The organism is Ruegeria sp. AL11, from assembly GCF_056540865.1.
Window position 1 is genome coordinate 52,294 of the sequence record NZ_JBQFXO010000008.1, and the last position, 20,653, is coordinate 72,946.

The 20,653-nt window shown below is 58.1% G+C and carries 19 protein-coding genes; 6 read left to right on the forward strand and 13 right to left on the reverse strand.

Annotation, left to right across the window (positions count from 1 at the left end; genetic code table 11):
* Window positions 1-85: 85 nt before the first annotated feature.
* The 5 genes from ACR0IP_RS13930 to ACR0IP_RS13950 all read left to right on the forward strand — a co-directional run bounded on the left by ACR0IP_RS13930 (window position 86) and on the right by ACR0IP_RS13950 (window position 5,185).
* Window positions 86-1,165 (forward strand): glycosyltransferase family 4 protein, encoded by a 1,080-nt coding sequence (locus tag ACR0IP_RS13930; protein ID WP_480526190.1) that lies wholly within the window; start codon window positions 86-88, stop codon window positions 1,163-1,165.
* A complete protein-coding gene (locus tag ACR0IP_RS13935; RefSeq protein WP_480526192.1) occupies window positions 1,162-1,944 on the forward strand; it encodes an FkbM family methyltransferase in 783 nt (260 codons plus the stop codon). The genes ACR0IP_RS13930 and ACR0IP_RS13935 overlap by 4 nt, the downstream gene beginning before the upstream one ends.
* 213 nt (window positions 1,945-2,157) lie before the next feature.
* Window positions 2,158-3,120 carry an HlyD family secretion protein gene (locus ACR0IP_RS13940; protein WP_480526194.1) on the forward strand — a complete coding sequence of 321 codons (963 nt, stop codon included), beginning with the start codon at window positions 2,158-2,160 and terminating at the stop codon, window positions 3,118-3,120.
* Window positions 3,117-4,043 (forward strand): ABC transporter ATP-binding protein, encoded by a 927-nt coding sequence (locus ACR0IP_RS13945; protein WP_480526196.1) that lies wholly within the window; start codon window positions 3,117-3,119, stop codon window positions 4,041-4,043. Before ACR0IP_RS13940 ends, ACR0IP_RS13945 begins: the two co-directional genes overlap by 4 nt.
* A complete protein-coding gene (locus ACR0IP_RS13950; RefSeq protein WP_480526198.1) occupies window positions 4,040-5,185 on the forward strand; it encodes an ABC transporter permease in 1,146 nt (381 codons plus the stop codon). Before ACR0IP_RS13945 ends, ACR0IP_RS13950 begins: the two co-directional genes overlap by 4 nt.
* Window positions 5,186-5,289: 104 nt before the next feature.
* On the opposite strand, the gene ACR0IP_RS13955 is transcribed toward ACR0IP_RS13950, so the two are convergent.
* The 7 genes from ACR0IP_RS13955 to ACR0IP_RS13985 all read right to left on the reverse strand — a co-directional run bounded on the left by ACR0IP_RS13955 (window position 5,290) and on the right by ACR0IP_RS13985 (window position 11,838).
* Window positions 5,290-6,162, reverse strand: coding sequence for an NAD(P)-dependent oxidoreductase (locus ACR0IP_RS13955; RefSeq protein WP_480526200.1), 873 nt, complete (start codon window positions 6,160-6,162; stop codon window positions 5,290-5,292).
* A 15-nt stretch (window positions 6,163-6,177) separates the two neighbouring features.
* A complete protein-coding gene (locus ACR0IP_RS13960; RefSeq protein ID WP_480526202.1) occupies window positions 6,178-7,140 on the reverse strand; it encodes a 2-hydroxyacid dehydrogenase in 963 nt (320 codons plus the stop codon).
* A gap of 4 nt (window positions 7,141-7,144) precedes the next feature.
* Window positions 7,145-7,339: a hypothetical protein gene (locus ACR0IP_RS13965; RefSeq protein ID WP_170380356.1), complete on the reverse strand. Its 195-nt coding sequence runs from the start codon at window positions 7,337-7,339 to the stop codon at window positions 7,145-7,147.
* A gap of 16 nt (window positions 7,340-7,355) precedes the next feature.
* Window positions 7,356-8,699 carry an amidase gene (locus ACR0IP_RS13970; protein ID WP_480526204.1) on the reverse strand — a complete coding sequence of 448 codons (1,344 nt, stop codon included), beginning with the start codon at window positions 8,697-8,699 and terminating at the stop codon, window positions 7,356-7,358.
* Window positions 8,696-10,060 (reverse strand): TRAP transporter large permease, encoded by a 1,365-nt coding sequence (locus tag ACR0IP_RS13975; protein WP_170380354.1) that lies wholly within the window; start codon window positions 10,058-10,060, stop codon window positions 8,696-8,698. Before ACR0IP_RS13975 ends, ACR0IP_RS13970 begins: the two co-directional genes overlap by 4 nt.
* Window positions 10,053-10,661 carry a TRAP transporter small permease subunit gene (locus ACR0IP_RS13980; protein ID WP_170380353.1) on the reverse strand — a complete coding sequence of 203 codons (609 nt, stop codon included), beginning with the start codon at window positions 10,659-10,661 and terminating at the stop codon, window positions 10,053-10,055. The genes ACR0IP_RS13975 and ACR0IP_RS13980 overlap by 8 nt, the downstream gene beginning before the upstream one ends.
* Window positions 10,662-10,743: 82 nt before the next feature.
* Window positions 10,744-11,838 (reverse strand): TRAP transporter substrate-binding protein, encoded by a 1,095-nt coding sequence (locus ACR0IP_RS13985; protein WP_170380352.1) that lies wholly within the window; start codon window positions 11,836-11,838, stop codon window positions 10,744-10,746.
* Between the two features lie 246 nt (window positions 11,839-12,084).
* Between ACR0IP_RS13985 and ACR0IP_RS13990 the strand changes: the two genes are divergently transcribed.
* Entirely contained in the window at window positions 12,085-12,918 is an 834-nt protein-coding gene (locus ACR0IP_RS13990; protein WP_480526207.1) for an IclR family transcriptional regulator, read from the forward strand.
* 54 nt (window positions 12,919-12,972) lie between these two features.
* Here the strand turns inward: ACR0IP_RS13990 and ACR0IP_RS13995 are convergent, their stop codons facing one another.
* From ACR0IP_RS13995 to ACR0IP_RS14020, 6 genes are all read right to left on the reverse strand, one after another.
* Entirely contained in the window at window positions 12,973-14,409 is a 1,437-nt protein-coding gene (locus tag ACR0IP_RS13995; RefSeq protein WP_480526209.1) for a sulfatase-like hydrolase/transferase, read from the reverse strand.
* Window positions 14,410-14,413: 4 nt separating this feature from the next.
* Window positions 14,414-15,202 (reverse strand): phosphonoacetaldehyde hydrolase, encoded by a 789-nt coding sequence (phnX, locus tag ACR0IP_RS14000; RefSeq protein WP_480526211.1) that lies wholly within the window; start codon window positions 15,200-15,202, stop codon window positions 14,414-14,416.
* Window positions 15,203-15,216: 14 nt separating this feature from the next.
* A complete protein-coding gene (locus tag ACR0IP_RS14005; protein WP_480526213.1) occupies window positions 15,217-16,404 on the reverse strand; it encodes a 2-aminoethylphosphonate--pyruvate transaminase in 1,188 nt (395 codons plus the stop codon).
* A 96-nt stretch (window positions 16,405-16,500) separates the two neighbouring features.
* Window positions 16,501-18,435 carry an ABC transporter ATP-binding protein gene (locus ACR0IP_RS14010; RefSeq protein ID WP_480526215.1) on the reverse strand — a complete coding sequence of 645 codons (1,935 nt, stop codon included), beginning with the start codon at window positions 18,433-18,435 and terminating at the stop codon, window positions 16,501-16,503.
* On the reverse strand, window positions 18,435-19,598 hold the full coding sequence (locus ACR0IP_RS14015) for an ABC transporter permease (protein WP_480526216.1): 1,164 nt from the start codon (window positions 19,596-19,598) through the stop codon (window positions 18,435-18,437). Before ACR0IP_RS14015 ends, ACR0IP_RS14010 begins: the two co-directional genes overlap by 1 nt.
* Before the next feature lies 1 nt (window position 19,599).
* Window positions 19,600-20,592, reverse strand: coding sequence for an ABC transporter permease (locus tag ACR0IP_RS14020; protein WP_480526218.1), 993 nt, complete (start codon window positions 20,590-20,592; stop codon window positions 19,600-19,602).
* Between the last annotated feature and the right edge of the window lie 61 nt (window positions 20,593-20,653).

Here is a 20,653-nt window from a genome sequence, read left to right on the forward strand (position 1 = left end):
GGGTAGATATGAGCCAAGTGACAGTTTCGCCGAACCCCAGAATGAAACACGCCACGCCCGCCCAAGACGAAATCGGCGGGTCCTTGTGAACAGCGGAAATCCGGTGCAGGTCCTCAACATTCCGACCGCAGGCGGGAACCCCTATCAGCGCAATCTGATGTATCGCTGTGCGGCTGACGGGGTCGCGTTTGTGGGCGGCGGCAAAGGCGCTATGTTAAGTTTGGATGCAGCCGAACACCCTGTCACCCATCTGCATTGGGATGACCGGATTTTTGGCCGTGAGGCCGATGCGGAGAAGAACGCGGATCTTTTGCGCAAGGCGGAACAGTCGATTGACAGCTACCGCGCGCAGGGCGGTCGGTTGGTCTGGACCATTCACAACGCCCGCCCGCATAAGGTGATCAGCCTTGACGGCTTTCTCGAGGCCCGCCAATCGCTGGTCAAACGGGTCGACGCCATCCACGTGCACGCCCCCCATGCCCGCGATCACATGATCTCGGAATACGGGGCCGACCCGAGCCGCATTCATGTGATTTCCCATCCAAGCTACCTCGGGTCATATGAGCCGCAAGAGATCACACTGGCGCGTCCTATGCCGGATCGCAGCCCAACCACGTTCTTGTTCTTCGGCATGTTTCGGGGTGAAAAAGGGGCCGAGCGCATCCGGGACGCCGCCGCCAAGCTGACAAAGCGGGACTATGACTATAGTCTGAACATGTACGGCAAGGCTTTCGGCAGCCAAAGACGGTTGCTGAGGCGCCTCGGTTGGAACCGGAACATATCGCTCAGAACCGACCGTATCCCGGATGAGGAGATCCCAGAGATCTTCTCGAACGCGCATTTCTTTCTGGCTCCCTATTCCGAGCTGTTCAGCTCGGGAACTGTTTCACTGGCCTTAAGTTTTGGGCTGCCGATCATCGGTCCTGCCTTGCGCGAAATGAAAGAAATCACACCGCCGGAATTGCATGAAACAACGCTCTATGACCCAAGCTTGCCCCGAGGGTTGATCCGCGCCATGATCCGGTCGCTGCAGATGGAAACCGCCGAGTATCAGAGGCTGCGACAGGCCTGTTCGAACCATGCGCAGACACACGCGCCCGAGGTGATAAGCCCCAAGCTGATGAACATCCTTCTTGACCACCAACCAGACCGGCCCGCGACATGACACGTTCAACCCCTCGCCTGTTCCTTCGTCACCTGCGTGAACTGGGGGTAGACCTAGCGCCAAAAGAGCCGGGCGCCGAAATCCGACCGCGCAAGTTGTTTCGCGCCTTGTCGCGCCGGGGGTTTGAGATCGAACAGACCAAACCCACGGCTGCGGTTTTGCGGGGCTTCGGGTTTCAGCCTGAATCCGTCATCGATATTGGCGTAGATCAGGGCACCCCGATGATCTACGACGCATTTCCGCAAGCAAAGTTCCTGCTTGTGGACCCGTTGATCGAATCCCAGAAAAGGGTCCAAAAATACGAAGGCAAACTGGATTTTCGGTTCGAGTGCTGCGCCCTAGGTCCCGAAGACGGCAACATCACGGTCAACATCCCCTCGACGGCTACGAAAACCCGCACGAGCCGAGCAACGGCCATGGAGTTCGAAGGACGCAATAAAGCCCAGTTCGCATCGTTTGAAACGCGCGAGGTTCCGATGCGTAGGCTGGACAGTCTGACGGCGGACCTGCATGGCCCGATCGGCATCAAGATTGATACCGAAGGGTTCGAGCTGGAGGTCATGAAAGGCGCAACAGAAACCCTGAAAAGAACCGAATTTGTGTTGGCCGAAGCGAATGTGAAACGGCGCTATGTGGGTGGATACAGGTTCTCGGAGCTGGTCTCTTTCATGGGTCAGAACGGGTTTGAAATTCTAGATTTCCCTAGGCCCATTCGACCGGAGTCTGATGACTGTGACGTTCTATTCGCTCGCTATGAAAGCGCGCGTTTTGACTTTTGATGCTTTTGAGAACCCCATTGATCCAACACTGCCGAAGGCATGGCAGGGAAATGGTTTGTCAGGACAAGCTTAAGGCTTGAGCCCGGCGAAACGCATTGCAGGATCGGCGCGGCCTCCGTGGATGGCTGGACAATATATACAATTCCGATTTCATGATTGTATGGTTCAACAAACTGCCCAACGCGACCAGAGGTTAAAACCCGGAGGGACCCCTTGCTGAATTTGTCGATCCCCGTACCTTTGATATTGGCGGCAATGCTGCCTGCGGTTCTGGACCGATGCTCTGCCTCGGATACGAGTGTGGCCCTTGGCGTACTGGCACGCGACCGCGTCGCATTGACCGCGACGGCCAGCGAAATCATCGTCGATCTTCCCGTTGCCGAAGGCTCGCTCGTCATGGCCGGAGACACGCTGGTTCAACTAGACCCAACATTGCAGACCGCAAAGCTGAACTTGGCGCAGGCCGAACTGGAAAAGGCAAAAGCCACGCTTTTGAAACTGCAGGTTGGGCCGCGCGAGGAAGAGATCGCAATTGCCGAAGCCAAGGTCGCCGGAGCCACAGCGCGATTGGCCGATGCTGAAGCAATCTATGAACGCAATGCCCGCTTGGTGGAAAACTCGGTCGTGACCGAGGCGCAGGTTGCAAATGATCTGGCCTTGCGGGACTCGGCGCGGGCCGAATTGGTCGGTGCTCAGGAAACGTTGAAAGAGCTTCAGAACGGCAGTCGTCCCGAAGATCTGGCCGTCGCCGAAGCCAACGTCCGTGCAGCCGAAGCGTCGGTTGACGCGGAACAGACCGTCTTGGAGGATCTGACCGTTGTCGCGACGCGCGATGGCGTGTTGGATTCGCTGCCCTGGAACCTTGGCGAACGGGTTACAACCGGCAGCCCGGTGGCCGTTCTGGTCACGGGGCAAACACCCTATGCCCGCGTCTATGTGCCCGAACCGCATCGCGTGAACCTGAAACCCGGCGATACGCTGAAGGTGAATGTCGATGGGCTGGATGACCCGCTGGACGGCGTGGTCCGTTGGATCAGCGATGACGCGTCCTTTACGCCCTACTATGGCTTGAACCAAGATGACCGAACGCGGCTTGTCTATCTGGCCGAGATTGACCTGCCCACCGCGTCGCCGGATCTGCCAGCCGGCGTTCCAGTGCAGGTTCCCATGCCATGACAGATGTCGTCGTATCGACACGCGGCCTGACCCGGCAGTTTGGAACAAACACCGCCGTCAACGATCTGGATCTTGAGATTAGAACAGGCCAGATCTACGGGTTTCTTGGCCCCAACGGCTGCGGCAAGACCACGACCATGCGCATGTTGACCGGGCTACTGACACCGACCAGCGGATCCATCTCGGTTCTGGGTCGATCTATGCCTGAGGCGGCTGAACCGCTGAAGAATGAGATCGGGTACATGACCCAGATCTTCTCCTACTACCGCGACCTGACGGTACTGGAGAACCTCAGGTTCGCCGCAGAAATCTACGGTATCCCGGCAAAAGCAGCGAAAGATCGGATTGACGAGCTGCTACACACTTACGACCTGACGACCAACGTAAATCAACTCAGCGGCAGCATGAGCGGAGGGCAGCGGCAAAAGCTGGCCCTTGCGGCCACGATCCTTCACCGGCCAAAACTACTTTTTCTGGACGAGCCGACCTCAGCCGTTGATCCCGAAACACGCCGCACATTCTGGGAGCAATTGTTCGATCTGGTCGATCAGGGTGCCACCATGATCGTTTCCACCCATTTTATGGATGAGGCCGAGCGCTGCCACCGTCTGGCCATCCTTCAGCATGGTGTCAAGAAAGCGGACGGATCACCGCGCCAGCTTATGAATGATCTTCAAGCCGACGTTGTCGAGGTCGAAGGCCCGGATCTGCGCAAGGTCAAACATGAGCTGGACGGCACACCAAAGATACTGTCGACCGCTCAGGTCGGCTCTCGCTTGCGGGTTCTGGTGGACAAGTCCGAACCCCAGCCGGTGGACATGCTGCGCGCCCGGCTCGAGGGGTTTTCCGATCTGTCTCTGACACCCCAGAGGCCAAATCTCGAGGATGTCTTTGTCAGCGCCACGCGGGGGGAAGACCCATGATCTCGGCCCGCCGGATCGCAGCCGTCCTTAGGAAAGAGCTGTTGCAACTGCGTCGGGACAGGATGACCTTCGCCATGGTCATCATGATCCCGCTGATCCAGCTTTTGTTATTCGGATACGCGATCAACACCAATCTGCGCCACGTGCCTGTGGCTGTGGTCGATCAATCCCAAACCGAGCTATCCCGAATGTTGTCTCAGATGGTTCAGGCCACACAGGTCGTAACCGTCACCGAGCAACTGACAACGCCACAAGAGGCCGAGCGCGCGATCACACAATCCCGCGTGCGGGCCGCACTGATCATCCCCCCAGACGTCAGCCAACGCCTTGCCCGCAGCCCGTCTGTCGGGCTAGGCTTGCCCAATTCAACAGATCAAACCAGCAGTCGACCCGTCGCGCATTGGATCGTCGATGGCTCGGACACGATGGTGGCAAGCGCGATCAAATCCCTGCGGACAATGCCCTTGACCGAACTACTAAGACTGCCTGCAAACCGGCAGGTTCCGACATTTGAGGTGACGCTGTACTTCAACCCTGAACAGCGATCAGCGGTCAATATCGTGCCGGGTCTTGTGGGGGTGATCCTGACGATGACGATGATCCTGTTCACCTCGGCCGCGATCGTTCGGGAACGCGAACGCGGCAATATGGAGATGCTGATCAACACGCCGATCAAGTCGATCGAGTTGATGCTGGGCAAGATCATCCCCTACATCTTTCTGGGTCTGATCCAGGTCGCGATCATTCTGGGGCTAGGTCATCTGCTGTTTGACGTCCCCATAAACGGAGGGCTGGGCACATTGCTGGTGGTGACGCTGTTGTTCATCATCGCCAGCCTGTCGTTGGGGCTGGTGATTTCAACTCTGGCCCAGAACCAGCTTCAGTCGATGCAGATGACCCTCTTTATCCTGCTGCCATCGATCCTGATGTCGGGGTTCATGTTCCCGTTCGACGGCATGCCCCATCCGGTGCAAATCATCGCACAGGTGCTGCCGGCGACGCATTTCATGGAGATGATCCGAGGCGTGGTTCTGCGCGATGCCTCTCTCTATGATCTGCGGTCAGAGATCCTGTGGATGATCGGCTTTGCCATTTTCGGATTGCTGGCAGCAACGCTGAGGTTCAAGAAGCGTCTGGGTTAGCGAACCATCTGGCGCTTGAACTGCGTGTCAGGCAAATCGCCGCCCTACCTCGGTTTGCTTTGCAAGCGCTCGGCTGGGAGGCATCGAAATCGCAGACGTGTTGTTCAATCCAGAGCCCGAAGTCTCTTTAGCAAAGACGAAGTATCCCAGCGGCCGCCGCCGAGTTTCTGAACATCCTTGTAAAACTGATCGACCAACGCCGTCACCGGAAGGCTCGCCCCGGTTTCATTTGCAGTATCAAGACAAATCCCCAGATCTTTGCGCATCCAATCTACGGCAAACCCGTGGTCAAAGTGGTCGTCCAGCATCGTCTCGTACCTGTTCGCCATCTGCCAGCTTCCAGCTGCGCCTTGGCTGATAACCTCGACGACCGCGCGCCCGTCCAGACCGGCTTTCTCGGCAAAGTGCAGGGCTTCACTCAAACCCTGAACCAGACCGGCGATCGCAATCTGGTTGCTCATCTTCGTCATCTGACCCGCACCGCTTTCGCCAATCCGACGACAGATCTTCGAATAGACCTGCATGATCGGCTCGGCTGCATCGTAAACAGACTGATCCCCGCCGCACATGATCGAAAGGACACCGTTTTCGGCCCCCGCCTGACCGCCCGAAATCGGCGCGTCTACAAAGCCCAAACCCTGATCCTTCGCTGCCGCATTCAACTCGCGTGTGACTTTAGCTGAAACGGTCGTGTGATCCACGAGCGTTGTGCTTTGCGACATCCCGGAGAAAGCTCCGTCTGCCCCGGTGCAAACGCTGCGTAGGTCATCGTCATTCCCCACACAGGTCATGACAAATTCTGCCCCCTCGGCCGCCTCGCGCGGGGTTGCGGCCATCGAGCCACCATGTTCGGCAACCCAGGCTTCGGCTTTGGCTGCCGTCCGGTTGAAAACAGTCACGTCGTGGCCTGCAGCCTGTAAGTGGCCTGCCATCGGATAGCCCATCACGCCCAGGCCGAGAAAAGCAAGTTTAGCCATTACTTATGTCCTCTACTACAAAAGGTCTCGCGGTGTTTGACCCGCAAAAAAAGCATCCAGATTGTCCAACGCTCGAAAGCCCATAGCGTCTCGGGTTTTGGTTGTGGCACTGCCGATATGCGGCAACATGAAGATGTTTTCGTGCGCGGCGAATTTTGGGTTTCCACCCGGTTCGGTCTTGAAACAATCAAGCCCGGCAGCCGCCAGCTTTCCGCTTTCGATTGCGCTCAGCAAAGCGTCTTCGTCAACAAGCGCACCCCTTGCCGAGTTCACCAGAACCGCGCCGTCAGGCAGCTTTGCCAGGTTTTCAGAATCCATCAGGTTCATGGTTTCCGGTGTTGCGGGACAATGCAGCGACAGGAAATCCGCGACCGTCAACAAAGTATCGATGCTGTCGTGATATGTCGCGCCTTGCTCTTGTTCAGGCGACAGGCGGGTGCGGTTGAAGTAGTGAACCTCCATATCAAATCCGCGCGCCTTTTCTGCGAATGCGCGGCCCACACGGCCCATACCGACAATCCCAAGCCGAGCGCCGGTCAGCTGTTTGCCGACCATGAAAGACGGGCTCCAGCTGTCCCAGGCACCGGTGCGCATTAGGCGGTCCCCTCGGACCGCGTGCCGCGCCGCGCCCAGCATCAGCAACATCGCAAGCTCAGCCGTGGCGTCTGACAGGACGTCAGGTGTGTTTGTCACAACAATCCCCTTCGCCGCCAGCGCCGGAAGGTCGCAATGATCCACGCCCACTGAATGGTTCGCCACAATCTTCAGCCGTGGATCAAGCTTTGAGACGACCTCGGCCGAGAAATGCTCCGAGTGACACGGCATCATCGCGTCGACCTTGGCGCTCATGGCGATGATCTCGTCTGCCATGCCTGGCGTGTCGGCCTCGTTCAGGATCACATCATAGCCTTGCCGCGCGCGCGCAATCGTGGCATCGGACACCCGACGCGGTAGCCAGAGAACGGGTCTATCGCTCATGGGGTCAGTCCTTTTTGATCGCGTCTTCCCAGAAATTGTACAGCGCAAGGGCTATGACGAAGACCGCAATACACAAGAACGGAAACCCACCCCAGAACCCGGCGAAACCGGTCGAGATACTGTGGGCAAGGCCGAGAACGAACACCATCATCAGGCCGGTGCCGATGAGGCCCATAAGAATATTTGTCAGTCGTGACATAGGATTATTCTCCCTTCTATTCTTGCGTTCTGAGGGTTCTTTGAACCCATGAAGCTGTCCGAAGAAGCCGGTCGTCTTCTTCAATCGCGCCGATCAGCTGGACACCAATGGGCAGGTCATTCTGCCCCACCAACAAAGGCAGCGTAAGGCAGGGCAAACCTGCCAGCGTCCAGGTGAGGCAGAAAACGGAATCTCCGGTATGGCCCGCGCTCAGCGGAACGGCTTCGCCGGTGGCTGCCGGGGCCAAGATCGCGTCGAATTCATTGAAATACTCGGCAAAGAAGCCTTGCGCGGACGCCATGACTGCCAAGGCGTCTTCATATTGGGCCTCGTTGATATCTCCGCCGCGGGTGATTGCGGATTGCATCTCAGGGCTGAGCTCCGGCCAATGCGCGTTCGAGATTTCGGCCATGTTCTGGCGAATTTCGTAGTCATAGATCGTTTTGTGAACGGTGATCAGATCGGCCAGTTGCGGCGATACCGAAAAACGCTCGACCCTTCCACCAAGCCCTTCAATGACAGCGTTCAGCCCCTCAAGGGCATCTTCATCAAGGCGGTCGTTGAACGGAAAATTCAGCCAGGCAATGTTCGGTTCGACCGGAACCTCCGCCTGCGCACCGGCTAGCATATCTGCTCGCGGCCGGGCAAAGCTGGCGGGGTCGCGCTGGTCATATCCAGCCACCACGTCTGTCAACAAAGCGATATCTTCCAGCGCGTTGGCGAACCCCCCAACGTGGTCCAAAGAGACCGACGTCCTGAAAACCCCATGTCGCGAGATCATTCCGCGCGAGGGTTTGAAACCATAGACGCCGCAATAAGAGGCCGGACGGATGACCGAGCCCCCGGTCTGAGTGCCGATGGCCAGAGGCACATGTCTTGCCGCAACGGCCGCAGCAGATCCGCTGGACGACCCCCCTGGTGTTCTAGACGTGTCGAAAGGGTTGGTCGTGTCGGTCGGATGCATGAAGGCAAGCTCGGTCGTCTTGGTCTTGCCCATGATAACGGCGCCGGCCTCGCGCAAGCACTCTACGAGCCTAGCATCTGCCTCCGGCTGCCGACCCGAAAAGATCGGTGTGCCCCGCTGCGTGGGCATGTCTTTTGTATCGACAATGTCCTTTAGCCCGATGGGCACGCCGTGCAAGGGGCCTGTCGCCCGTCCGGCCTTGCGAATGCGATCCAGCTCACGCGCCTGATCCAGCGCTACGCCTGCATCCAGATAAGCCCAAGCGCGGATGGTGCTGTCGGTCTCTTCGATGCGTTTGAGACAGTCCTCAACCAGTGCTTCGGACAAGATACGCCCGTCCCGAATGCCCTCGGCGGATTCAACCGCCGAGAACAATGACAGATCATGTTTGGTCATGGCACCCAGACCCCGAAGAGGTAGTCAGGCAGCCACAGCGCGATACCCGGGAACTGATACATCAGCACCATGCACAGGATCACGATGGCCAGATAGGGCATCAGACCTCGGAAGATCTCCATCAGCTGGATCTGGTTCTTAAGGACCCCCTTCAAATAGTAGGCCGACATAGCCATCGGTGGTGTCAGGAATGAGGTCTGCAAGTTCAGAGCCACCAGCATCGCGAAGAAATACGGGTTGACGCCAAACGTTTCGAGCATGGGCAGGAAGATCGGCACGAAGATGATCAGAATCTCGGACCATTCTAGCGGCCAGCCCAGCAGGAAGATGATCAACTGCGCAAGCACCAGGAACTGCCAGGGCTGAAGGTTCATACCTACAACCCAATGCTCGATCACGTCATGCCCGCCGAGATACGAAAAGATCGACGCAAAGGTCCATGAGCCCACGAACAACCAGCACACCATCGCAGTGGCCTTGGCAGTGAGGAAGACGCTTTGCTTGACTTTATCCCAGGTGAGCGACCGGTAGAGCACGGCCAGCACAAGCCCGCCCAAGGCACCCATCGCCGCCGCTTCGGCCGGTGTTGCAAGACCGCCGAGGATTGAGCCAAGCACCAGCAGGATCAAAACGGTCAACGGCACGAACGAGATCAGCAGGTCCATGTAGATTTGCCGTTTTGGCGGAACATCATCCTCCTGCGGTTTGGGGGCCAGCGACGGGTTCAGCCAGACACGCACCATGACGTAGACGATGTAGAGACCCGCCAGCATGAGGCCCGGAAAGACCGCCGCTGCATAGAGGCGCAGAGGAGAAAGCTCGGCAATGGCAGCGTAGACGATCAGCATGATCGACGGCGGGATCAGGATGCCCAAGGTGCCACCGGCACAAATCACGCCCGAGGCAAAACTGCGCTGATATCCCGCGTTGGCCATTGCCGGATAGGCCAGCAATCCCATCAGGGTGACAACTGCGCCCACAATCCCCGACGCTGTCGAGAAAACCGCACACGTTAGCAGAGCCGCAATCGCCAGAGATCCGGGCAGGTTGCGGGCCGCCATGTAGAGCGAAAAGAACAACCGGTCGACGATGTTCGCCCTTTCGACCACGTAGCCCATGAACAGGAACAAGGGGATGGCAACAAGCGTGTCATTCTCCATCACCGAATAGGTGTTCTGGTTAAGCAGGTAGAAGATGTTGTTGTTGAAGATGTCCGCAATGCTCTCGGGCGCGGACTGGTAGTAGGCATAGTACCCGAAAGCGACGCCCATGGCGAGCAGTGTGAACGCAATCGGAAAGCCCAACAGCACCAGCACAATAAAGAGGCTGAGCATCAGGATGGCGACTTGTGGGTCAGTCATCGCTGCGACCTCCTTGCTTGGTGCCTGTTGTATGAATTCGGTCGACGGTTGATTCCATCAGCATGTCTTCGGTCTCGCGCACGTCATCCAGACGGTCGAGCCAGACGCCATTTCGCATCGCAAGCCAGCATCTTGCCATCTCGGCAAGCCCTTGCAACATCAGCAGAACACCGGCAACCGGGATCAGAGTTTTGAAGAAATAGATCTGAATTCTGGCGGGGCTGTTCCAGCTGACTTCTTCATAGCGCCAGCTGTCCTTGGCAATTTCCCAGCCGTACCAGAACAGGGCAAACATGCCGGGGAAGAAAAAGATAATATACAGAACGAAATCGACCCGCGCCTGCCAGCGGACCGAGAAAAGGCGGTACAGCACGTCACCGCGCACATGCGCGTCTTGCGCCAGCGCATAGGCCCCGGCCATCAGGAACAGGGCGCCATACATCTGCACCATCATATCGAACGCCCAGACGGTCGGCTTGTTCAGCACATACCGGACGAACACTTCGTAGGACACCGAAAGTGTCAGTATTAGGATGCACCAACCGAAGGCTTTGCCGACCCATTGGCTTAGCCCTTCGATGGCGTGGATTGTCTTGATCAAGGTCAGTTCCTCGCCTGTTCCGCCCGCAGTTCAGAAAGCCGCGCACCAGCGCGACCTTCCGTTTTCAAAGAGTTGTCAGGCCTCAGCCGAAGTAGTGCTTATACGCCAGCTTGTAGTCCGGCTGGTTGAGGTTGAGGTAGTTCATGACAGTCTTCGCATAGGCCTTCTGGCTGTCGACGACCTTGGCAAAGAACGGATCTTCGTTCGAGATCCTTTCGACCACAACATCCCAAGCCTCAAGCTGGGCCTGCATCACGCTGTCGGGCGTGCGATACACGTTGACGCCCTGCTCTTCGGCCAGCGTAACCAGATCGTCGGCGTAGCGCTTGGTGTTGTTCCAGTAGAAGTTCGAGTTCTCGGCCTCGGACGCGTATTTCAGGATCGCCTGAAGCTCGGGCGCAAGCGCGTTGAACTTGTCTTTGTTGAACGTGACCTCGAAGAACTCCTGGCTCTGGTGGAACGAGGCCAGATGATAGTGTTTGGACACGTCCTGCATACCAAAGTCGCGGTCGGATGTGGGGTTGTTGAACTCGGCCGCATCAATCAGGCCGGACTTCATCGCGGGCTGGATCTCGCCCCCGGGCAGCTGCACAACGGACATGCCCATCTCAAGCAGAACATCTGCCGCAAGACCAACTGTACGGTACTTCAGACCGTTCATCTGATCCGAGCTTGTGATTTCCTCTTTGAACCAACCCAATGGCTGTGCGGGCATGGGCGAGTTGAAGAATGAAACAACGTTCAGGCCAAGGATGCCCATCAGCTCGTCAAACAGTTCCTGACCGCCGCCATAGTTCACCCAGCCCAGAACCTCTTGGCTAGACCACCCAAAGCACGGACCCGTACCAAATAGCGATGCTGTTTTGGATTTCGAGTACCAGTAGGCCGGAACGTAATGCGCCGCGTCCAGAACGCCGCGGTGGACCGCGTCCTGCATCTGGCTGGTTTTCACAACCGAATTCACAGGCAGAAGTTCGATCGTCAGTTTGCCACCGGACATTTCGTTGACTCGGTTGACGTAGGATTGCGCGTTCTCAAGAAAGATGCCGCCGCCCCAGGCTGCCTGCATCTTCATTGTCGTTCCTTCCTGCGCATGGACAGCCGGAGCAGCAAGCGCACCAGCACCTACAACAGCGGAGCCGCGCAGAAAGTTTCTGCGGTTCAAAGATTTTGTCATGTTTCCTCCCTAGACTGGGCCGTCGCCGATATCCCTTCGGCATTGGCACCAAACCCGCCCTCCAGCGGATAGAATCTACGATAAGCCAGATTCGCGATTTTTCAAAATATTTTGGAAACTCTTTCATTTTGAGCGTCAAAATAGGCGCAATTTATTGTTTTTAATCCATTTATTATTTTCATTTTTTTGCACTTGCGAACAAGCTAGACTCTTTTCACAACAAGCCAGATGACAAACGCGCCAAAAATGAACGAACCAAAAACAGTTGCAAGACGCGGGCGCCCACGCCTGAAAGCGAATGAAGAAAAGCCCGCAGGGTCTCTGGTCGGGGCGCTGGATCGTGGGATTCGTGTCCTGATTGCCATTGCAGATGCCCGGGGCGCGACGCTTGTCGACATCGCAAGAACGACAGGCATTCCAACGGCGACGGCGCACCGGCTTCTGACCACGCTTCAACAGCGAGGAATGGTGGTTAACGATGCCGAACATGGTAAGTGGCGCGTCGGACCGCAGGCCTATCGGATCGGCAACACGTTTGAGGAAGCCTCGAATTTGCTGGAGGTCGCACCAGCCGCGATGCGCAAGCTGTCCAAGGAAACCGGAGAGACCGTGAACCTTGCCATCGAGGAAGGTGGGCAGCTGCTTTACCTGATCCAGGTCGAATCCGAAAATCCGATCCGCGCCTCGATCAAAAATGGCACCGCAGCATACTTTCACACATCCGGTGTCGGCAAAGCCATCATGGCGTATATGGACGAAGCAGCGCTTGAAAAGCTGTTGTCCCCTCTGACACTGGTCCAGCAGACTCCCAACTCGATTACGGACAAACAACAGCTCAAAAACGAGCTGCAGACATCCCGGCAAAGAGGATGGGCAATCGACGATGAAGAGCGTTTTCCAGGCCTACGCTGTATCGCGGCGCCTGTATTCGACTCGTTGGAGAATGTCGTCGCTGGCGTTTCAGTGTCTGGGCCCATCACCAGATTCCCCGACAACAAGCTTGAAACCTTGGCCGCGTCGGTTGTTGAGACTGCGGCAAGCATTTCTGAAAAGCTCCGGAATTCCTCACCTCAGAGTTAATTTCTTTGCTTTTTCAACCGTTTTAAGCTTTGGGAGTCAGGCCCCGAGGTCACCTCAGACCGAGCCTTTTCTCATCCTGTGTGACAGCGCCTCAGCCCGCAGGTGATGCAGTCGGGGCAGATCTTCCCGCGCGAGATTCCGGGTGCAATCGGGATCATTTTCGACATCAAAAAGCATCGGCTCAATATCCGTCGCGAAATGCGCAAGCCGGTATCCGTCTTTCTCAAACGCGATTGTGCGGCAATGCTCGGGCGGGCACTGCCATGCGGTTTCAAAGCGCCCTTGGCCGGTCGCGGATCCAAGCTCAAGCTCTACCATGGCCTCGTGCCCGTCGGGTCGGTTGGCCGCCAAAAGATTACAGCCCTGCATCTCGGGCGGCGTTGTCGCCTCAAGCGCCGACAGAACCGTCGGGGCCACGTCAATCGACTGGGTCAATACGTCGATATCTTCGGGCGCAAGATCTGGATGCCCGATCATCAGGGGCACGTGGGAGGCGGCGCGGAACGGGGTCTGCTTTCCCCAAAGACCAAGATCGCCCAGCATCTCTCCGTGATCGGCAGTCAACACGATCAGTGTGTCGTTCAACTGACCCACGTTTTCCAACCATTCAAAAATCCGACCGATATGGTGATCGACTTCGGCGGCAAGCCCAAGATAGGTGGACCGGCAGAGAGCGATCTGCTCGGGCGTCATGGCATCTTGCTGTCCGTCAAAACCCCAGAACATATCCGTACCGCTTGGGCGGGAATGATAGGCTTCGAAAAAAGGATGCTCAAAAGTGGCCTCAACCGGTGGCGGGATGTCCTGCGGGTTGATCAAATCGTTATACGGCGCGGGGGCAACAAACGGGGGATGCGGCCGGATGTAGGTGACCATGGCAGACCACGGCTGAGATTTGCGAACGTCAAGATGCGCCAAAACCCGGTCGGTCAGGTACGCGGTATCACTGTCCTGCGCGTCATAGAGCGCAGGCCCTCCGAGGGTGTCGTTCTTAGGTTTGTAGAGCGCATTCAGGTCGCCTGCATCCGGCACGTCATAGCCACGCGATCTGAGATGGGCGAGCCACTCCCACGCTTCCTCGCGCATCTCGGTGACCTCGGTGATCCCTGGGATCGGCCCTGTGTAGGAGAGATGCGCCGGGTCATTCGGGTGCAAGCCTCTGGGATCAGGCTGCGTATCTGTATAGCCGAACAACAACAGCTCTCGCCCAATGGTGCGCAGCGCCGTTGCAAGGTTGGGGATATCGCGCCGCAGCGGAACGCCGTTCTGAACCGATCCGTGGTTCATGGCGTATTGACCCGTCAGCAAGCTTGCACGGGCCGGACCGCAGGGCACCACAACTGTATGATGGTTGCGGAAATGCACCGACCGCGCGGCCAGAGCGCGAATGTTGAGCAGCGGCACATGCTGGCCTAAAGCACCCGTTAGAAGGTCCGCGCGGAACTGATCGATGACGATGAACAGAAAATTGCGCGGAGCCTTCTTCAGCATGGGGTCAGGCCTCTGCGCTGTCCAGTTCACGGATCAGCGCGGGCAGATCGGCAACCGTGTCGATCACATAGTCCGCACCGGCGTCCTTCAGGATCTTGGTCGCATGCTGGCGCAGTTCGTCAACCTCTTCTGCGGACAGAGCAGCCAGTTCCTCCGGTGTCTTGCCCACTGCGTTGCCGGACAAAGACACACCTACGGTCAGACAGCCAGCCGCGACGCCCTCTTTGATGCCCGGTTCGGTGTCATCGACCTTGATGATCGCCGCTGGCGGATAGACCACCAGATCGACCATGCATTTATACATGCCCAGCGGGCCGGGGCGGCCTTCGGGCAGGTCGTCGGAACAGACCAAATTGTCCGGCTCATAGCCTTGAGCGGCGGCAACCGGCAGGACGTTCTCCATGATTGAGCGGGTATAGCCCGTGGTCGATCCGATCTTGAGGCCCATGGACCGCAGATCGTCAATCGCAGCTTTGCCTCCCGGAACCAGATCCGCGTAGTCGGCGGCGACTCTTTCGTTCATCGGCACAAAGATCTCATAGACCTTGTCGACATCCTGATCGGTGGGCGCGTTGCCGTATTTTGCCTCCCACTGGGAGGCGATTTCGGGCATATCCATCATGGAGCGGATGTGATCCCATTTGGGCGCGCCCATTGGTGCGCGGGCCTGTTCGATCGTGGCTTCGATGTCGAACTTGGCGAAGGCCTTCACAAACACGCCCATTGGCGCGAATGATCCAAAATCGACCATTGTCCCCGCCCAATCAAACACGGCGGCTTTGAATTTGCTCATTGTCTTTCCTTTCGTCAGGCAGGTTCAACCTGTTTCTGTTTGAGTGTTTCGTCCGAGGGTCTGGCACTGTCGACCCCCATGTCACGCAGCACCTCGGCTGCGGTGTCAACGACCGCTTGCATCACATGCGCATCGACTTGTCCGATGTGGCCAATCCGGAAGCTTTCGGCCGCGGTCAGTTTGCCGGGATACAGGATAAATCCGCGCGTTTTCATGCGGTTATAGAAATCTGGAAACGCAAAACTCGGATGATCGGGGCAGAAGAAGGTGGTGATGATCGGCGACAGCCACTCATCGTCCAGCAACGTGACAAAGCCCAGCCCGCGCATCCCTTTGACCAGCGTCTTGCGGTTCTCGAGATACCGCGCGCCCCGTGCGGCGACGCCGCCCTCGGCCTCATGCGCGCGCAGCGCTTCGATGAAGGACGCGACCACATGCGTGGGCGGGGTAAAGCGCCACTGGCCCGTCTTCTCCATCGCGGCCCATTGGGCGTGAACATCCAGGCTGAGCGAATGGCTATTGCCTTCCGCCGCCTTGATCGCATCTGTTTCGGCGATCACAAAACCAAAGCCTGGCACGCCTTCGATGCATTTATTGGCCGAGCTGACCATGGCCTGAAACGGGATCACATGCGGCTCGAGCGAAACAGCACCGAAGGCCGACATGGAATCAACCAAAAGCTTGCGGCCAGCCGCTTGCGTGGCGTCAGAGATCTCTTGCAGCGGGTTGAGGATGCCCGAGCTGGTCTCGCAATGGATGGCCAGCACATGCGTGATCGCGGGGTCGGCCTGCAAAGCCGCGGCCACCCGATCCCCGCGCGGAGGCAGATAGTCCCCCATGTCGATCACGACACAGTCGCGACCAAGATAACTCAGCGTCTGCACCGCTCGTTTGCCATAGGCGCCGTTGCACAACACCAGCACCTTGCCGTCCTTGGGCACAAAGCTGCCCAGCATCGCTTCGACCACGTAAGAGCCGCTGCCCTGCAAAGGCACACAGTCATAGCGGGCTTTGTCCTGCCCCAGAATATCCAGCAGGCGGCTACGCAACTCAGCCGTAATGGCGCGGAAATCGGCGTCCCAGCTGCCCCAGTCGCGCAGCATCGCCTCTTTCACCGGCAGCGACGTGGTCAACGGGCCCGGAGTCAACAGATACGGTTCGCCGAAATGCGGCGATGGCAGTCTTTGGGTGTGATCAATCATGTCATTCATCTTCCATATGAAGGCTGCCATAACATAGGTTTGAGCTATGGTTTGGCTACAGTTTTCCGGTGACCCCCGCAAGGGTGTTTCGACCGGTTAAGCCGGTTCCAGCGCCTTAGTCCTTTCCGTGGTCACTTGCTGATCCAGATGACAGGCCACGAAATGCCCCTCGTCCACCTCCACCAGTTGGATTGGCTCGTCCAAAGGTTGGTCCGGGATGCGCAGCGACACACCGTTCGGACCATTCGAGGCAACGGGATGGATCATGTCGCCCTCAAAGCGGATCGGCTTGAATTCGGCGTCAGGGTCGGGATGCGGTACGGCGGACAGCAACGCCTTGGTGTAAGTGTGCTGCGGGTTGAAAAAGATCTTGTCGGTCGGGCCATATTCCATGAACCGCCCCCGATACATTACAGCTACCCGATGCGAGATCTGCGCAACCACCGCCAGGTCATGTGCGATGAACAGGAAGCTGACACCAAGTTCGGCCTGCACGTCCTTCAAAAGCGCGACGATCTCGGCCTGAATCGACACGTCCAGCGCCGAGACGCATTCGTCGCAGACAACAAATTTGGGCTTGGACACCAGGGCGCGCGCAATACAGATACGTTGCCGCTGACCACCGGAGAACGCATGCGGGAAGCGCCGCAGATGCTCCAGGTCGATCTTGCAACGCGCCGCGATTTCGCGCACCCGTTCGTCAATCTGGTCTCGGTCTGTCATTAGACCCGAGGCCACCAGCGGTTCCGCGATGATATCCCGCACCGTCATGCGCGGGTTTAGCGAGGAATACGGGTCCTGAAAGACAAGGCTCATTTCCGGGCGGAAGCTGCGCAGCAAGTTGCCACCAAGATTGTGCAACTGAACCGGGCCTTCATGGAACGCCATGTTGATCTTGCTGCGCACCGCGCGCAGTTCGGCCTCGGACGCGTGGGCTAGGTCGATATCGCCCTTCTTCTTGCGGTGAAAAACCACTTCGCCTTCACTGGGATCAATGGCGCGCAGCATCGCGCGCCCAACGGTGGTTTTGCCCGATCCGCTTTCGCCGACAAGGCCCACGGTTTCGCCCTTGAGGATGTCGAAAGTGATGTCACTGACCGCTCGGACCGTTTCAACCTCAGTTCGGAACAATTTCTTCTTTCTCACCTCGAACGTGACGCCCAGATTGTGGACGTCAATCAGCTTTCGCGCCTTCTTCAAAGGTGCAGGCGGGACGACCATGTCCAACCGCGGAACCGCGTCCAGCAAGCGCTGAGTATAGGCCTGTTGCGGGTTGTTGATTACCTCGCGCACGGTGCCGCGCTCGACAATCTCGCCCTTATACATCACTGCAATGTCGTCCGCGACTTGGGCCACCACACCCAGATCGTGGGTGATGAAAATCATGCTCATGCCCAGCTCGGTCTGCAGATCACGCATCAGTTGCAGAACCTGCGCCTGAATGGTCACGTCCAGCGCGGTCGTCGGCTCATCCGCGATCAGCAACTGCGGACCCGCCGAGAGGGCCAGCGCGATCATGGCCCGTTGGCGCATGCCACCCGACATCTCATGCGGGAATTGATCCACGCGGGCAGAGGGGTTGGTGATACCCACCTTGTCCAACATCTCAATCGCCAGCTCGCGCGTCTGCCGTTTGTTCAGCCCGCGATGCAGCTGGATCGCTTCCATGATCTGGTTGCCGATGGTGTAGATCGGCGAAAAGCTGGCCATCGGCTCCTGAAAGATCATCCCGATCTCACCGCCGCGGATCACGCCCATCCGCGGGTCATGGGGGCGCACCTTGGCCAGATCGACGGATTTGCCATCCTTCATGACGTAGTTGATCTCGGACCGCTGATCGATGCTGGCAATGCCGGGCAGCAGCTGCATCACCGCCTTGGTCGACACGGATTTGCCCGAGCCACTTTCGCCCACGATGCCCAGCGTCTTGCCCTTCTCAAGCGAGAATGAGACATCGCGAACCGGCTGGATCAGCCCTTCATCGGTGCGGAAAGACAGGTTCAGGTTTTTGACGTCGAGGATGTTTGCCATCACTTCGCCTCCGCATAAGGGTCAGCCGCGTCGCGTAGCCCGTCGCCGATCACTGTGAAGGCGAGAACGGCCACCACGACGAATACGGCGGGAATGAACAGCCATGGGGTTTGCTCAATCGCGCGCACCGATTGCGCCTGTTGCAGCAGAACACCCCACGAGACCGACGGCGGGCGCAGGCCCAGGCCAACGAATGACAGCGCGGTCTCCGACAGGATCATGTAGGGGAACGAGATCACCAGATCGACGATGATGAAGCTGGTGAAGCTTGGCAGCATGTGCTGACCGATGATGCGCTTGGGGCGCGCGCCGGCCAGTCGGGCCGCAACCACATAGTCTTCGTTCCGGATCGACAGAAGCTGAGACCGGATGCGCCGTGCCAGTGTCGGCCAGCCAAAAAGGCCAAGGATCAGTGTCATCGCAAAATAGACCTGTGTGGTCGACCACTCCTTGGGCATGGCGGCCGCCAGTCCCATGTAAAGCGGGATGATGGGCACAACCCGGATCACCTCGGTCACGCGCTGGATGATGTTGTCGATGAGGCCGCTGAAATACCCGGCAAACCCGCCGATGATCAGCGCCAGCACGAATGAGATCAGCACCCCGATCACACCAATCGAAAGAGACGTCCGCGTGGCATAGATGGTGCGTGAGAACACATCGCGCCCCAGATCATCCGTACCCCAGAAATGGATCTTGGCGTCCGGGTTCTGCAAGCCGATCATGTGGCGGTCAGTTGGGATAAAGCCCAGAACCTTGACAGGTTCGCCTTTGACGAACAAACCCAAATAGTTGCGCACGTCGGGATCGGGCACCGAGACGGCCCGCAGGGTCACCGGATCACGCTCGGTCTTGGTGCCGTTGATAAAGGGCACGACAGAGCATCCGTTGTCATCGCAAAAGCGCGGGATTTGCGGCGGACCTTCGATGTAGGAGGTATCACGCGTGACCGGGCCATAGGGCGCGACGATCTCGGCAAACAAACCGGCCAGCGCCATCAGCCCCAGCACGATCGAGGCATACATCGCGGCGCGGTGCTTTTTGAAACGCCACCAGATCAGAGTCCATTGCGAGGCCGAGTAGTATTTCAGCAGCTGCTGACGTTCTTTTTCCGCAGCCCGTCGCTGGGCCGGGGTCATCTCGGGATCTGTCCTATCGGTCATGTCACGCCCCCAGCTTGATGCGCGGATCCAGCCACGCCAACAGCAGATCGGAAAGGAAATTCATGAACACGATGGCAAAGGTCAGCATGAGCAGGATCGCGCCCGCCACGTTCATGTCGAGGTCGAGATACGCTTTCAGCAGCAGCTCACCCAGTTCGGTCAGGCCCAGAACCACGGCCACGATGGGCAGCTCGGAAAAGATGCGGTTCACGTCAAACCCGATGGTCGAAACAACCGGGTTGATTGCCAGCCGGGCCGGGTATTTGATCAGCAGCTTTCGCTCGGGCACTCCACGCGCGCGGGCTGCGGTGACGGACAGTTTGTTCAGCTCATCCGACATGGTCGCGCGCATGGTCTGGATTTGGTAGGCCACCGCTGACCAGGCCAGAACCACAGCGGGCAGCCACAGATGTTTGAGCATGTCCCAGACCTTGGCCACGCCCCACGGGGCGTCCTGATACTGGGCCGAGAACAACCCGCCGATATCCGCCCCAAACCAGCGGTTCGCGAAATACAGCATGACCAGCGCCAGCAGAAAGTTTGGCAGCGCGAGGCCCAGATACGAGAAAATGGTCAGACCATAGTCAATGGCCGAGCCGCGCCGCACGGCCGCGTAAATCCCAACGGGGATCGAGATCAGATAGGTCAGGATCAGCGTCGCGAACAGGATGCCTGCGGTCAGCCAGACCTTGTCACCGATCACCTTGGTGACCGAGGTTTCAAAGGCGAAGGCCTGCCCGAAATCCCAGCGCAGAACGATACCGCCGATCCAGTCGAAATACCGAAGCAACATGGGCTTGTCCAAACCCAGCTCCTGACGGATGGCTTGCACGTCGGCGTCGGTTACGTTGACCCCGGTGCCCGAGTATTTCCGAAACGCGTAGCGGTCGGCGTAATCTCCGGGCGGGATTTCCATGATTAGGAATACCATCATCGACACCAGAAGCATCGTGATGGCCATCCCTATTAGTCGTTCGGCGGTGAATCTGAGCATGCGTCTGTCCCGAAATTGCAGCTTGGACTGCAAACTCCGGGGCGTCTGCTGCAAACGCCCC

Bases quoted from the DNA above. Each gene is read 5' to 3' on its own strand.
- ACR0IP_RS14005 (WP_480526213.1), bottom strand. From the start codon at position 16,404: ATGATTGATCACACCCAAAGACTGCCATCGCCGCATTTCGGCGAACCG.
- ACR0IP_RS13950 (WP_480526198.1), top strand. From the start codon at position 4,040: ATGATCTCGGCCCGCCGGATCGCAGCCGTCCTTAGGAAAGAGCTGTTG.
- phnX (WP_480526211.1), bottom strand. From the start codon at position 15,202: ATGAGCAAATTCAAAGCCGCCGTGTTTGATTGGGCGGGGACAATGGTC.
- ACR0IP_RS13955 (WP_480526200.1), bottom strand. From the start codon at position 6,162: ATGGCTAAACTTGCTTTTCTCGGCCTGGGCGTGATGGGCTATCCGATG.
- ACR0IP_RS13975 (WP_170380354.1), bottom strand. From the start codon at position 10,060: ATGACTGACCCACAAGTCGCCATCCTGATGCTCAGCCTCTTTATTGTG.
- ACR0IP_RS14010 (WP_480526215.1), bottom strand. From the start codon at position 18,435: ATGGCAAACATCCTCGACGTCAAAAACCTGAACCTGTCTTTCCGCACC.
- ACR0IP_RS13935 (WP_480526192.1), top strand. From the start codon at position 1,162: ATGACACGTTCAACCCCTCGCCTGTTCCTTCGTCACCTGCGTGAACTG.
- ACR0IP_RS13985 (WP_170380352.1), bottom strand. From the start codon at position 11,838: ATGACAAAATCTTTGAACCGCAGAAACTTTCTGCGCGGCTCCGCTGTT.
- ACR0IP_RS13960 (WP_480526202.1), bottom strand. From the start codon at position 7,140: ATGAGCGATAGACCCGTTCTCTGGCTACCGCGTCGGGTGTCCGATGCC.
- ACR0IP_RS13970 (WP_480526204.1), bottom strand. From the start codon at position 8,699: ATGACCAAACATGATCTGTCATTGTTCTCGGCGGTTGAATCCGCCGAG.
- ACR0IP_RS14015 (WP_480526216.1), bottom strand. From the start codon at position 19,598: ATGACCGATAGGACAGATCCCGAGATGACCCCGGCCCAGCGACGGGCT.
- ACR0IP_RS13990 (WP_480526207.1), top strand. From the start codon at position 12,085: ATGAACGAACCAAAAACAGTTGCAAGACGCGGGCGCCCACGCCTGAAA.
- ACR0IP_RS14020 (WP_480526218.1), bottom strand. From the start codon at position 20,592: ATGCTCAGATTCACCGCCGAACGACTAATAGGGATGGCCATCACGATG.
- ACR0IP_RS13945 (WP_480526196.1), top strand. From the start codon at position 3,117: ATGACAGATGTCGTCGTATCGACACGCGGCCTGACCCGGCAGTTTGGA.
- ACR0IP_RS13965 (WP_170380356.1), bottom strand. From the start codon at position 7,339: ATGTCACGACTGACAAATATTCTTATGGGCCTCATCGGCACCGGCCTG.
- ACR0IP_RS13995 (WP_480526209.1), bottom strand. From the start codon at position 14,409: ATGCTGAAGAAGGCTCCGCGCAATTTTCTGTTCATCGTCATCGATCAG.